A 13,924-nucleotide genomic window follows, 5' to 3' on the forward strand; every position below is an offset into this window, starting at 1 on the left:
TTATCCCGTTCAGAGTTCTATTGGTGGGAGGAAAATTCCGCTAATCGGGTAAGCTATAAGCTCCCGGTATTACCACTTAAATAGGAGGAAATATAATGAAACACGGCAAAAAATATGTTGACAGCGCAAAGGCTGTTGATTATGCAAAGCAGTATGATTCCACAGAGGCTCTTGACCTCGTTTGCAAGAATGCAAAGGCTAAGTTCGATGAGACAATTGAGGCTCATATCCGTCTCGGCGTTGACTCAAGACACGCTGACCAGCAGGTAAGAGGCGCTGTTGTTCTCCCTAACGGTACAGGTAAGACTGTTCGTGTATGCGTATTCTGCAAGGAAGACAAGTATGAGGCAGCTCAGGGCGCAGGCGCTGAGTTCGTTGGCGGTCAGGATCTCGTTGACAAGATCATGAAGGAAAACTGGATGGACTTCGACGTAGTTATCGCTTCACCTGACATGATGGGACTCGTTGGACGTCTCGGTAAGGTTCTCGGACCCCGTGGTCTTATGCCAAACCCCAAGGCCGGTACAGTAACTCCCGATGTTGCAAAGGCTGTTACAGAGGCTAAGGCTGGTAAGATCGAGTATCGTCTCGACAAGACAAACATCATTCACTGTCCTATCGGAAAGGCTTCTTTTGGCGCTGCAAAGCTCGAAGAGAACTTCAACACACTTATGGAAGCTGTTGTTAAGGCTAAGCCTGCTGCTGCAAAGGGTACTTACCTCAAGAGCTGCACAGTTACTTCAACAATGGGCCCCGGTGTTCCGGTTGCTACAGCTAAGTACGGTGTCTGATTATTAATAGCAAATTTAAAGGCTCCACGGTCATTCCGTGAAGCCTTTTTTGTTTTTAGAGTATATTTTTGGGGGTATGGCGTTCGCAATTGGTGACAATTACGCAAACGCCCGGCACCTAAAATGTTATTTACCCTGTTTTTATTTGAAGAATGCGCCCTTGCCGTTCTGGGCTATTTTTCGGAAAGCATCCTTCATTACAACCTGCTGTTCGGGCTTCAGCTTTGAGAAAGCCTTTATTATGGACGGATAAGACCTGAGTTTATTGAGCTCCTTCAGCGTTTCCTTATCGGGAGCCTGAAGTATCTCAAAGAGAGATTCAGTGAATATCTCCCTTTCTGCATCGCTGAAATCGTCGAGCATACCGGATATAGCCTTGTTTATCACATCGCCTGATTTTTTCAGCTTGTCTGTGAGCAGAAAGCGGTTCCGTTTCAGCTCCCAGTTATAGGCGAAGTGCTGCTTTATGCCGATAGCGGAGTTTTTTACTATTTTCGGTTCGGAAGCATTGCCGAGAAGCATACCGACAATGGATACCTGAGGTATAAAGCATTTTATCTTAGGCAGCATATTGTTGTATACCTCTGACTCTATGACCTCGTTCCTGAATCCCGGTCCGTCGTATGAGTATATATTAACTATACGGCTGCGTATGCTCTCATCACAGTAGAGAGAGCTGAATATAGCGAAGTTGCCGCCTTTTGAGTGACCGCCGAGACGTATCGGCTTGTCATCGTTAGCGAAAGCGGTGTTAAGATATTCTATTGCGCGTTCCTGACCGGCTGTCTGCTGCATGAAGCTGAGGTTGAAGTCCTCCTTCCAGCCCACGACTGTGCCGTCGGTGCCTCTGAAAGCGAGGAAGCCGCTCTCATCGTCAAGACGGTAGGTGAGTGCGGAAAACTGCATATCCTCAGAAGTTTCGATGCTGCTCACAAAACCGCGCAGGGCGGCACCGCGAAAGCGCCGTGACTCAGCCAGTTTTTTGAAAAGGATATTGTCCTGCTCAAATGTCAGTATTCGTTTGTTCACATCTATATCGTCCGGTCTGTATAAACGGTAAGCGTCGGGGATAGAGATCTCCTCGTCAAAGCTTTCCGAAACGACACCTTCAAGGTGAACGTAGCACAGCTGTGACAGTATCATTCCGTCGATCTCGTTGAAAGGGTCGGCGGAGAAGGGGACATCGCCTCTCCAGTCGAGATAGTCAAGTATATTAGCCAGAATACCGCCTCCTGAAAAACAAAGCGACGCCGAAGCGCCGCTTTATTTTATTGATAATTTACTAATTACTTAGTAGGATCGAGAGATGAGATCTTGTGGAGGAGGAATTCCTGGATGCGGAGAGCATCGTTAGCAGTAATTCCTGCGCTGCTTGTATCTACATCTGCATTAGCCTGACCCTGAGCTGTGATAGCCTTAGCGTCTGTACCGCCGATGCCATACTTGTTCGGGTTAGCAAGTGACTGCATGATAAGAACAGCATCTGACATATCTACATCACCGTCGCAGTTAGCGTCTCCCCACTTAGTAACAGTAGTTGAACCGCCGTTTGAGGTTGTAGATGTTGTAGTTGTTGTGTCCTTAGTTGTAGTCGTAGTTGTGGTTGTAGTTGTTGATGATGTTGTTGTACCATTTCCATCGCTTATATCATACTTCTCGTCCTTATCCTGGAGGAACTCAACGATCCAAGCCAGAGGAGCGTTCCAGTTGATAGTAACCTCGTTTGTGGACCATGCTTCGATTGAGTCAACGAAACATCTCTGTGACGGGTTGCCCTCCTTACCGGGAACGAATCCGAGAGCACGTACATATGGATCCTGGAGACCAGCGTTAGGACCGCCTGAAAGAACTCCGTCAGGAGCCATAGGCAGAGTCTTATCGAGCTCGTAAGACCAATATCTGTGGTGAGGATTCTTTTCCTTGTATGTACCGTAACCAGTTACATATGAGAATGAAAGCGGGTTACAGCCAAGGAGGTAGTTCATACCAGTAAGAACACCGTTCATGTACTTAACGTCCTGTGTTACATCATAAGCGTAAGCCATAGCCATGAGGTTGTTGATAACCATTGAGTTTGAACCCCACTCATAACCCTTGATGATGATATCAGATGTGAGGTTGTTCTCATCAGTGTAGCCAGGTCCGTCATACTTGTATGGGATACCGTAGCCCTGTGTCTCTTCCTCCTTGATATATGCATCAGCAGTATCAGTGAGTGACTTGATCAGTGTATCCTTCTGAGTATCTGTGAGATACTGGCTGTTAAGGAGAAGTGAGATCGAACCAGCGGAAGCTGTATTACCCCAGTTAAGAACTGAGAATGTACCTGACTGGTTCTCACCGCCTGTGATTCTCTCAGGAATCTTGAAAGCGTTCTTGTATTCAGAAAGCTTGGTGAGGTATGTATCAGCGTCAGAATCGCCGAGTGCGCTTGCAGATACGAAGATCTCGCAAGCTGCCCAGTACATATCGTCCTTTACTTCGTTATCGCCGTAAGGACCACCGCCCTTAGCCTGGTTGAACGGAGCATAGAGAGAAGTCTTGTTTGTCTCTTCTGAGCTTGTTGCCTCATACCAGTTCTTCTCAGCTGCCTCATAAGCTGCCTTAGCTTCCTTGAGGTAGAATGCTGACTTCTCTGAATCATAAGGCTCTATAAGTCTTGCTACCTGTGCAGCACAAGCAGCGTAGTTAAGTGTTGCAGCGAACGTAGGCGGCTTAACTATACGCTCAGTCTCCCACTCGTCAACGTAATCCCAAGGTCTTGTAGCAAGTCCTGTCCACTTGTGGTCATGGAGCTTGTGGTAAACCATGCCTGCATACTTGCCCCATGTAGGCTCTGAAGAATCAACCTTCATAGCTGTCATGAATTCGAGCTCGTAGAGACACTCATCGATGATATCCGGGATCTTCTTTGAGTCGCCGCTCTCAGGGATATTTACTGCGCCTGAACCGTCAGCGAACTTCTTTGCTGTATTATCGTTATGTAAAGCTCTCTCATACATGTTAAGGAGAGTCCATACAGAGATACCGCCGTTAACAACGTACTTACCGTGGTCACCAGCATCGTACCAGCCCTTGTTGGCTGTGATGGTTGATGAAGCGTAAGTGCTTGTAGCCTCTGTTGGGCTGAGGTACTCGTTCTTCCATTCCTTCTGAACGTAAGCCTTATCAGTCTTGTGACCGCCCTTATGAGCGAGAGTGCTCTTATCGCCTGAAGTGATGTACTTCTCTTCGATATCGAGACCTGAACGGTTCTGATAGAAGTAGTTCAGAGCGTTCTTGAGCATATCGTGTGAAGAATCTGAATAGATGTCATCGCCGATATTGAACTCGAATGATCTCCAGTCCTTACCGTCGATCTGGAGGTAGTATCTGCCGGGAGTCTTGAAGCTTGAGAAATCGATCTTGCAAACAGAGTCACCTGAATCAGCGTCCTTTGTTACAGCGCCTGTTGTGCCTGACTCAACGACCTGACCTGACTTAGCGTCAACGAGGTTCCATGTATATGTACCTGAAAGGTCGATTGTTGTAGCGCCGTAAAGGATATCACCCTTGTTATCGCCGAGAGTAGCTATCTTAGCGAAATCTGTGAAGTAACCGATCTGGTTAACAGAGATGAAGTTAACGGTCTTGCCGTTCTTCATGAGGTTATCATCATAGTTAGCAGCGTAGTCACGGTTTGTTGCACCGTAGGATTCCTTAGGATCTGAGTTACAGCAGTCTTTTCCGGGAGCCTTGTCGCCGCAGGTAACGCAATCGATTACCATATCGTCGAACCAGATCTCGTCGCCTTCCTGTGCATTACCCTGATACTTAGTACCCTTTGCATAGTGGAAGCACCACTCACAAGCTTCGAGGTCCTGTGTAGGAGTGAAAGTACCCTCGAATGTCTGCCAGTCAGTTGTGAGCTTAACAGCGGCATTCGGCCACTTACCACCCATGTGAGGTCCCATGTGCATATCGTTGGACTCACCGTCGAGCTCGAAATACTCTTCGTCACCCTTGATGTTACCGATCTTTGAGCAGAGCTCCATACCGTCTCTCTTAGCCTTAGCCTTGAAGCTTACCTTGTACTCGTGACCGGACTTGAAGTTGAGGTTTCTGTGTCTTACCTGGAGATCCCACTTTTCCTTGTCGGCGCCTTCAGCAACCTTAACGATTACGTGGAATGTACCATCACTTGTAAGCTCGAAATCCTGCTTTGCAGGGCTTGACTCACAAGTGTGCCAAGGCAGAGCCTTGTGTGTGAATTCACTTTCGCCGACAACCAGACCAGCTGAAGCTGTCATGGGTGCGAGTGAAGCAACAGTCGACGGAGCGAACATTGCCAGAGCCATAACGCTGGCAAGTATCTTCTTTGTTTTCTTGTGCATTTGAATACCCTCCCTGATATTTTGTAAGATATTTTATAACGCAATGTCAGTGCAAACATTGCGGTTATATCTGTTTGAATTCCGCGAAAAATAGGCTCTCCTCAGCGGAGCTTGCACCGATGCCTATTCATCACTCATATTATATTATATCGAAAAAAAAAAGTAAATAGTTTTCTGGAATTTCGTGTATTTCTCTAATGGGGTTCTTAAAGATTTGTACACATTTTACAAAAATGTAAAAAAAATAAGAGGAAAGTAAATTCCTCTTATTTCTTAATTGTGAATTAATTATTTATTTTTCAGGAAGCTCTTTTATGAGGTTCAGGCAGAACTTCTGGATGCTGAGCGCATCGTTTGCGGTGAGGTTCGTACCGTTCTCATAAACGTCGCCGTTGAGGGCTCCCTGTTCGGTGATGTGGTGTTCGTCCGTGCCGGAGAGACCGTACTTGTTCGGGTTTGCGAGTGACTGGAGGATTATAACAGCGTCTGCCAGATCGACACCGCCGTCACAGTTAGCGTCACCCCATTTGGTAACACTATCTGTATTTTCTCCGCCTCCGCTGGTAGTTGTAGTCTCTGTAGTCGTGTCAGTATAGCTTGTAGTGCTTGTAGTAGTGGGAGCTGTACTTGTTGTAGTAGTTGTTGTGGTTGTAGTGGTTGTTGTTGAAGTTGTGGTTGTTGTGGTTGCTGAGGTCGTTGTGGTTGAACCGCTACTCCCGGGTACAGTATAGGGAGCAGGCTCTGTTCCGTCAGGCTCGGTACCCCATACAAGAACGCCGTCAACATACATTGTTATCTGCTTGTTGAGCGAATCAGCTTTCTTGAGGTCGGAAGCCTTTGCAAGACCGCCCTTGTATGACCAGTCGTTGGAAGGATCCCATGTGCCGCCCTTGCCGTCGGGGATAGATACCCTGAACTGAACCTCGTCTCTGTGCTCGCTCTGACCGGTAGGCTGTATAGCTCTTCCGTCGTCGAACTTGATAAGAGCGTAGTATGTATTGCCGGTTGTGTCACCTTCGTATTTATAGGGACCCGAAACTGTTGCGTGACCCTGCTTGCCTTCACCGTACTGCTGAGACTTGCCTTCAACAGTGATATCGTCTATTGTAAGACCTGATTCAAGCACCTCTGATACGTCGAAGTAGTAGCGGTACTCAATATCCTCAGCAACTCTTGCCGGCCATGCGGTGTGGTTCATAGCCCAAGCCTTTACCTCTGTGTAGCTGCTTCCGGAGCCGTTGATAACAGCGGCTACCTGCCATTCGTCCCATGTGGGAGTTTCGGTAAGCGGGAAGTCTGCAAGAGGAGAACCGCCGTTGTCTGCGATCATAGCGCAGAGAGCAGCTGTATATCCTGCGTTGTAGTCGATAGCTACCTCGGTGTACTGATAGTCTGATACCTTATAATTGCCGTAGCTGCCCTTGCTGTCAGGACCGCCGATGAGAGCGCCGTAGAGAGTATGAGCATACTCTGTCTGCCAGCCCTCGTTGCCGCCGGACTTCTGTCCGAGCTCGTTCCAGTGGTCATCGTGGATACCGGAAGCAGTCCTGTGGTGGATAGCCTGAGGCCATTTGGAACCCATGCCGAGAACGTAGCTTATGCCCTCCTCGTTGTCGCCGAAGCAGTAATTCATCTGCTTGTCAGCCCATGTGTTGTACTTTGAAGCGAGGGATGAGTCGTCCTTGAATATGGTATCACTTGCCAGCTTTGCAAGCCATGCGGTATTTGTTGCGTGACGGAGACAGCCCCAGTTGGTGAGCCATGAGAGTCCCTTGGAGGTTATACTTCCTTCAAAGGGCTTGGAATCCTCACCCATCCAGTATTTCAGATGACGGTTGACGTGGTCAATCCACTCCTGACTGCCTGTGTTCTGAGCGTAGAGGAGAGCTGCTGCCTGAGAGGTGTCGTCCCAGCAGAGACCCCATGTATACTTTCTGTCTGTGGACTGGTTCTCCAGCGGGAAGTTGGGGATATAGTCCTTTTCGATCTTGTCAAGGTAGCTCTTGTCGCCTGTAGCTCTGTAGAGCCAGTTTGCTGCGTACATACAGTCGTCGAGCCACGAGGAGGTATTGTACATACCTGACATACCGCCTACGTCCTTGTTTGCTCTTATCTTGTCAGCACCTTCAAAGAGGTCCTTTGCGTGCTTCAGGTAATCTGCCGCCTTGTCGGGCTGGGTGTCCTTGAATACAAGATATCCCTCTGCGAGACAAGCTGCGGAGAGCGCCGCAACGGAAGCGTTGGATATAGTATCGCTCGGACGTTTCCAGTCGCCATTGTTGAGATGATGCTTGCGGAGATATACCTCGGCGCTGCACCATATATTATGGTCTGTGGAGCCGCCTGTAAAGTCGCCGATAGTGCCTATCATCTTTCCGCCGCCCTTGTCGCAGGCTAAAACGTAATCGAGACCCCACTGCAGGTTGTTGCGGTAAAGCTCGCCGAGACCTGCATTGTCAACAGCGTCCTTGTACTCGATATAGCCCCATGCCATGAGTGAAGCAGAATAAGCGTTCGTCAGAGTGAACTTGAAATGGTCGCCGGCGTCGAACCAGCCTCCGGGAACGGCGTCTGTCTCCTTGCCGCTCTCATCGACCATTGAGTCTGCTCTCCATGTTACGTTGTTCCAGTCCGGGAGCTTTCCTGACTGCTGCACCTCATAGAAGAACATCGACTTTTGCAGAGCCTCCGCGTAATTATAGGAAGAAGCTGCGTTTGTCCTTGGAAGCTCTTCCTGTATGCCTGTCTTTGGTACGTATGTAAGTACGCCCGCGGTCATGGCAAGAGCAGAAACAGCTGCCGTTATCTTGTTTATTATCATGTTTAATACCCCTCTCGTATTAAATATTTTCAGGCACGGTATCTCTCCGTACCTATACACCTTAAATATACATTAAAACCTCAGTTTTGTCAAGCCGAAAAAGACATTTTTCACAAAATATAATTAATAATGAGGAGCAGGGCTTATAAATGAAATACATTGCCTTCAGGCTGCCGGTCCATATACTTTTGCAGCGCGGACTGTTATTTTGTACAAAAAACGGCTTGAATTTTCTCTCGTCAAAAAATAAATTTAAATAGGCTGAAAAGTTAATTTACAAAAGGAAATGAGCCAAAAATTATAACACGTAATCAAAATCCACAGAACAGCAGTGCTGCTATTATAGATCATGCTCACCATTTGTTGCGCAGATATCAAAAATAGCTGCGACTAATAGATAAAACTTTGAATTATTAATAAAAATTTCAGATTTTTCTCCTTGACATTTGTCAGATTTTTCATCGCTTTTGCCGTTCGTCAAAAAAATAAATTTGGTGAAGAACAACGCAATATGGTGGATTTGCTCGTTTTTAGCCGAAAGAATATTCAGATAATATATACCCCTATAGAATAAATTTCTTTTTTTAATATAGTATTAAAAGCTAAAAACTATTGACTGGTAGTAAAAAAAGTGGTATAATTTATAGGAAAAGTGAACACGCTAAGGGGAAGGAATGTTCATAATGTCAAATAATATAACGGTTTCAGTTGTAATTCCTGCTCACAATGAAGAAAGCTACGTAGTAAGGTGCATAAACAGTGTTAAGCGTGCTGCAGAGCACGTAAAATGCGGCGTTGAGATCATTGTGGTGTGCAACAGGTGTACTGACCGTACCGCAGAGCTTGCAGCTGCCAATGGTGCCGTAGTGGTAACTGATGAGAGCAGGTGTATAGCAACTGTGAGAAATACGGGGATAAGCGCTGCAAAGGGCAGAGTCATAGTCACTATAGACTGTGACAACCGCATGACCGTAAATACTATACGCGAGGTTCTTGGAAGACTTAACAGCGGAAAGTATATCGGAGGCGGTGCTCCTATAAGATTTGAGCGCTATTCGTTCCCGATCAGGGTAAATGAGATCATATGTCGTTTGGGTTTTAAACTTTCAGGATTGTATTGCGGTATTTTCTGGGCTGAGAAAAGGACCTTCGAGGCAGTCGGCGGATTCGCCGGGAAAAAAGCGGCAGAAGATATCGCGACCGCAATAAATATCCGCAGATACGGAAAAAAGGAGGGAAAAAAGTACGGCTGTCTTAAAAACAATTACCTCATCAACTCTACGAGAAAGTTTGATGAGATGGGGGATTGGCTTTATTTCAGACTTGCATTCAGGAATGCAGGTGCGCTGATTAAGGCGGCTTTGGGAGACAGCAGCGACTATGACAAGCTCATAGACGAAATGTTTTACGACTATAATGACAGGAAATGAAAGAATGATCTGAGTGTTCAGAGTTGAGAAGGATCTGATGATCTTGACAGAAATATAGGATAAAAGCAATACCAGACACATAATCATATATTCTTCAGCTCTCCACTTTTAGCAATACATCTTAATAATATGGAGTGATGGAATGAAACTTGCAGAAGCACTACAGGAACGGGCAGATCTGAACAGAAGTATCGAACAGCTTAGAAGCAGGCTCATCAATAACGTGATAGTACAGGAAAATGAAAAGCCTGCAGAGGATCCGCAGGCGCTCCTGAAAGAGCTTGACAGTTCATTATCACGTCTTGAGGAGCTTATGCGCAGGATAAATCATACAAACTGTGTTACTATTTCCGAAGGAAAAAGTATTACGGAGCTTATTGCCGCGAGAGATGTTCTCAAGGAGAAGATCGCTGTATATAAAGATATTGTTTCCAATGCCAGTCAGACGGCGAAACGTGCGAGAATGACCGAGATAAAAATACTCAGCACGGTCGACGTCAGGAAACTCCAGAAAAAGATAGACGATATGTCAAAGGAGTTTCGTATAACCGATAACCGGATACAGGCGCTGAACTGGTCGACTGAGCTCATCTGAGCTCATATGGTGTAGTCACCGGCAGGGCGAATGCAAAAAAGTCTTTCCGCAAGGAAAGCATAAAGTTTGGCGGTGCCGGGAGCGGCACAGGGTTCAAGTCCCTGATAATCGTTACGCTCAGACATCGCACAAACGTATTGTTATCGCTTATCATTAATGACCAAGCATTGACTGACGGGACGAGGGAGCGGTCCGGGGAAAAAAGGAACAATAGCTGCAGACAGTCTGCAGCGGGATGATTTTTATTATAATTCGGAGGTGTTTATGAAAGTCACTAAAATAGCTGCCGTATGTCTTTCTGCACTTATGTTGAGCGGAACTTTGCCTTCAAACTCTGTAAAAAGCGGATATGCGGCATTGAGTACAGTAAGACCGGCAATAGAGATGGATTCCGGCAAGGTAATGGAGATCGGAATCAGCTATGCAAAACTGAAGGATCACGTTGAAGTAAGAGATGCCAGAACAACAAGAGGCGTTATCTATATCCCTACAACAGTGCAGGGACTCAGCGTTACAATTGTTGGCGAAAGAGCTTTTGAAGGCTCGGAGGTCGAGGAGGTAATCCTGACCAAAGCGATCGAGGAGATAGAGGACAAGGCGTTTACAAAGTGTACCAAGCTTCAGTCTGTCCGTATCTGCAATCCCTACTGTGTGATACATGATGGAGGAAATACCATTTGTTCCTACCAGTCCAGCGGTGACGGCGGTCCGGTATATTACGGTGTTATCGAGGGTTACGACAACTCTACCGCACAGGCCTATGCCGAGAGGTACGGCTACGAGTTCAAGAGCCTCGGACCTATCCCGGATGAGTGGAGAGTGGAAACAACGACCACAACTGCCGAGACCACAACTGAGACTACAACGACCACGACCGAGCCGGTAACGACTGTTACTGAGCCTGTAACGACAACTACTACTGAGGAGCTCACAACCGTGGCTTCAACTGCTCCCCTTACTACTGAGAGCATCACGGAAACAGAAGCTGTTACAACAACAACTTCTGCTCCTGAGACAACAGTTACTTCCACAACAACGACTGAGGCAACAACGGAAAGCACTACCTCTTCAACAACGGTGACATCAGATGTTTCCGCAACTACCACAACAGTTGAAACGACGTTTATACCGGTGGTATCAGTCAGAAATGTTGACGGAACTACTACACAGCTGCGTATGAATACATACCTTCTTGAAGCTGTTACAACAACGACTTCTACTGTGTCATATGCCCCGGCTGAACAGGGAAAACCTGTTTTCCACCTCAGCCATACGGAAGTATGCCTGAATGATGCGCTTACAAATACACAGACAGTTGAGATATACGTGGACGGTGCGAACCAGCGCTACTGCAATACGCTCATTTACCTCTATTATGATGACCGTATGCAGGTAGGAGAAGCCTGCGGAGGCCCCGCTATCTCAAAGCTCACCTGCGGACAGGGTGAAGGTGATACCGGCGATTTCATAACACTTGTTACAGCCGGCAGAAACAATGCAGGTAAGGACGGCCTTATGTGGACTGTTGATTTCACTCTCCCCAAGGACTGCAAGGTAGGAGATATCTTCAATTTTGAGATAGGACCTACAAAGTACGGTGAAAAGCCGCTGTTCATGAATATCGAGTATAATGATGAAGGTAAGGCGATGACCGATTATATCTTCACCAAGGGCGTAGCAGTCGGAAGCATCAGAGTTGTTGAGAATCCGCCTTATGCTCTCGGAGATGTAAACAATAACAGAATGATAGATTCTGTTGACGCATCAATGGTCCTCGCGGAGTATGCTGCACTTTCCATCGGAGAGCCTACAACATTTGAGGATTCTCATCAGGTGGTTGCAGCTGACGTTAACGGCGACGGTGTTATCGACGCGGTAGATGCGTCACTGATACTTGCGTATTATGCTTATGTATCAGGAAACAACTCGCCGATGGCGCTGACGCAGTTCATCAAAAAGCGGAACGGATAAAAAAATATCTCCCACAGAGCTCAGTCTTTGTGGGAGATCGTTTTACAGCAGCAGGCGCAGTGTACTGAAGCAGCGCCTGCTTTTTTTATTGCGGCAGCGACCTCACGGAGAGTGCTGCCTGTAGTGCATATATCGTCCACTAAAAGGACGCGTTTGCCTTTTAGTCTGTCTGAAGCCGAGAAGGCATTGCTCAGATTTACTTTTCTTTCTCTGCCGCGCAGACCTTTCTGAGTATGGGTTGGACGTGTTTTTACAACTGCACTGCGATCGGAAGGTATGCCGAGTATCCTTCCGACCTCTTCCGCTATGAGAGCAGACTGGTTGAAGCCGCGTTTTCTTACGTCGCACCTGTACATCGGCGCTGGTACTATGATGTCTATATCGCTGTCGGTACCGTTTCCTCTGAGCCTGTCTGCAAGAGCGCCGCCGAGAGCATAGGCGGCATTGCCGCAGATACCGTCTTTCAGCAGGAAAACAGCTGGCTTTATATTGTCATCATATTCAAAAGCAGCCGTGAAGCTGTCAGTTCCTTCAATGCTGAAATTTCCTTCATATCTTACGGGTTTGTCAGCGCAGCCGGCGCAGAAACGGTCAAAAGCTCCTATAAGCTCTCCGCATAACGGACAGCGCGAAGGAAAGAACAAGTGCAGGAGCTTTCTTTTCAATGGATATTTCATTTTACCCACCACCTGTTAAAGTAAAAGCTCCGCATATACGGAGCTTTTTTGTCAGAAATACATATACAGCTGACATTTAATCATGCCGTTATAGAGCTTGCGGCGCTTATGCGCCTCTGCTCCGAAGAACTTTTCAAACTCCTCGTGAGGGGAGATGATGTAGCTCTGTCTGCTGCCGCCTTTTCCGAGGACTCTTCCCATTTTGCGGTAGATATCCTCAGCCTCACGGAGTTCGAGCAGCCTTTCGCCATAGGGCGGGTTGCATATAACTATTGAGTCTGACGGCTGAACGAAGTTCGCAATGTCAGCCTGTTCTATGGTCAGCCTTGACTTGATGCCTGCCTTATGAGCGTTGTCAAGAGTCAGAGCAACGGCAGCGTCGTCAATGTCAGCGCCTATACCGTGGAATTCGGCAGACTTGTCAACATTATCGATAGCTCTTTTGCGCTCCTCCTGCCATATACGGTCATCAACGGTGCTCCATTTTTCAGCGGCGAAGCGCCTGTTTATACCGGGAGCGATGCGAAGCGCTTTCAGAGCGGCTTCTATAAGAAGAGTGCCGCTGCCGCAGAACGGGTCGCATACTACAGAGTCAGGGCGTACACGGGCAAGGTCGATTATGCCCGCTGCCAGAGTCTCCTTTATCGGAGCTGCATTTGAATTGCGTCTGTATCCGCGCTTGTGGAGACCGACGCCGCTGGTATCAAGGTAGAGTGAAACTACGTCCTTTAATATGCTGAACTTTATCTGTACTGTCGGACCTGTTTCGTCGAACCAGTTTATACCGTATTTGGATTTAAGGCGTTCCACAGCAGCCTTTTTGACAATTGACTGGCAGTCTGGAACGCTGTGAAGGGCTGAATTAAGAGAATAGCCCTTTACCGGGAATGCGTCCTTGGGACCGATATAGCGTTCAAGTTCTACCGCCCTGACGCCCTGGAAGAGTTCTTCAAAGGTCGTAGCCCTGAACTCTATCAGTTCTATGAGGACTCTTTCTGCCGTTGAAAGGCAGATATTGGCACGGGCGAGGATATTTCCGTCACCCGTGAAGCTTATTTTTCCGTCGCTGACCTTCAGGTCAGTACCGCCGATTTTCTGGATCTCATATTTTAATACGCTTTCCAGACCAAAATGGCATGGACAGCATAATCTGATGTTATTGCTCAAAGTATCACCTTTTATCAATATTCAGCGAATCCGCCTGCTGCGCCGCCTGCGTCACCGCCAGCCGCCGCGCCGCCGCCTGAAGCGTCACCGCCAGCCGCT

General features: G+C 47.3%; 9 protein-coding genes. 4 read left to right on the plus strand and 5 right to left on the minus strand.

From position 1 onward, the window contains the following. The first annotated feature begins 95 nt into the window (after positions 1 to 95). Entirely contained in the window at positions 96 to 791 is a 696-nt protein-coding gene (gene rplA, locus QZZ36_RS12510) for a 50S ribosomal protein L1 (protein ID WP_024861795.1), read from the plus strand. Between the two features lie 141 nt (positions 792 to 932). Here rplA and QZZ36_RS12515 read toward each other — a convergent pair whose 3' ends face one another. The 3 genes from QZZ36_RS12515 to QZZ36_RS12525 all read right to left on the minus strand — a co-directional run bounded on the left by QZZ36_RS12515 (position 933) and on the right by QZZ36_RS12525 (position 7,985). Continuing rightward, a complete protein-coding gene (locus tag QZZ36_RS12515; RefSeq protein ID WP_295082214.1) occupies positions 933 to 1,934 on the minus strand; it encodes an Mbeg1-like protein in 1,002 nt (333 codons plus the stop codon). Positions 1,935 to 2,077: 143 nt separating this feature from the next. After that, positions 2,078 to 5,164 carry a glycoside hydrolase family 9 protein gene (locus QZZ36_RS12520; protein WP_295082217.1) on the minus strand — a complete coding sequence of 1,029 codons (3,087 nt, stop codon included), beginning with the start codon at positions 5,162 to 5,164 and terminating at the stop codon, positions 2,078 to 2,080. A 292-nt stretch (positions 5,165 to 5,456) separates the two neighbouring features. Next, positions 5,457 to 7,985, minus strand: a complete 2,529-nt coding sequence (locus QZZ36_RS12525; protein WP_295082220.1) for a glycoside hydrolase family 9 protein — start codon at positions 7,983 to 7,985, stop codon at positions 5,457 to 5,459. Positions 7,986 to 8,668: 683 nt separating this feature from the next. Between QZZ36_RS12525 and QZZ36_RS12530 the strand changes: the two genes are divergently transcribed. The 3 genes from QZZ36_RS12530 (at position 8,669) to QZZ36_RS12540 (ending at position 11,981) form a co-directional block, all read left to right on the plus strand. Next, positions 8,669 to 9,415 (plus strand): glycosyltransferase, encoded by a 747-nt coding sequence (locus QZZ36_RS12530; RefSeq protein ID WP_295082223.1) that lies wholly within the window; start codon positions 8,669 to 8,671, stop codon positions 9,413 to 9,415. Positions 9,416 to 9,557: 142 nt separating this feature from the next. Then, positions 9,558 to 10,010 (plus strand): DIP1984 family protein, encoded by a 453-nt coding sequence (locus QZZ36_RS12535; protein ID WP_295082226.1) that lies wholly within the window; start codon positions 9,558 to 9,560, stop codon positions 10,008 to 10,010. 264 nt (positions 10,011 to 10,274) lie between these two features. Further along, complete coding sequence (locus QZZ36_RS12540; protein ID WP_295082229.1) at positions 10,275 to 11,981, plus strand: dockerin type I domain-containing protein; 1,707 nt, start codon at positions 10,275 to 10,277, stop codon at positions 11,979 to 11,981. Between the two features lie 20 nt (positions 11,982 to 12,001). On the opposite strand, the gene QZZ36_RS12545 is transcribed toward QZZ36_RS12540, so the two are convergent. Both QZZ36_RS12545 and QZZ36_RS12550 read right to left on the minus strand, forming a co-directional pair. Then, positions 12,002 to 12,658, minus strand: coding sequence for a phosphoribosyltransferase family protein (locus QZZ36_RS12545; protein ID WP_295082232.1), 657 nt, complete (start codon positions 12,656 to 12,658; stop codon positions 12,002 to 12,004). Positions 12,659 to 12,709: 51 nt separating this feature from the next. After that, on the minus strand, positions 12,710 to 13,825 hold the full coding sequence (locus QZZ36_RS12550; RefSeq protein WP_295082234.1) for a class I SAM-dependent RNA methyltransferase: 1,116 nt from the start codon (positions 13,823 to 13,825) through the stop codon (positions 12,710 to 12,712). Between the last annotated feature and the right edge of the window lie 99 nt (positions 13,826 to 13,924).

Source organism: Ruminococcus sp., from assembly GCF_016287535.1.
Taxonomy (GTDB): domain Bacteria; phylum Bacillota; class Clostridia; order Oscillospirales; family Ruminococcaceae; genus Ruminococcus.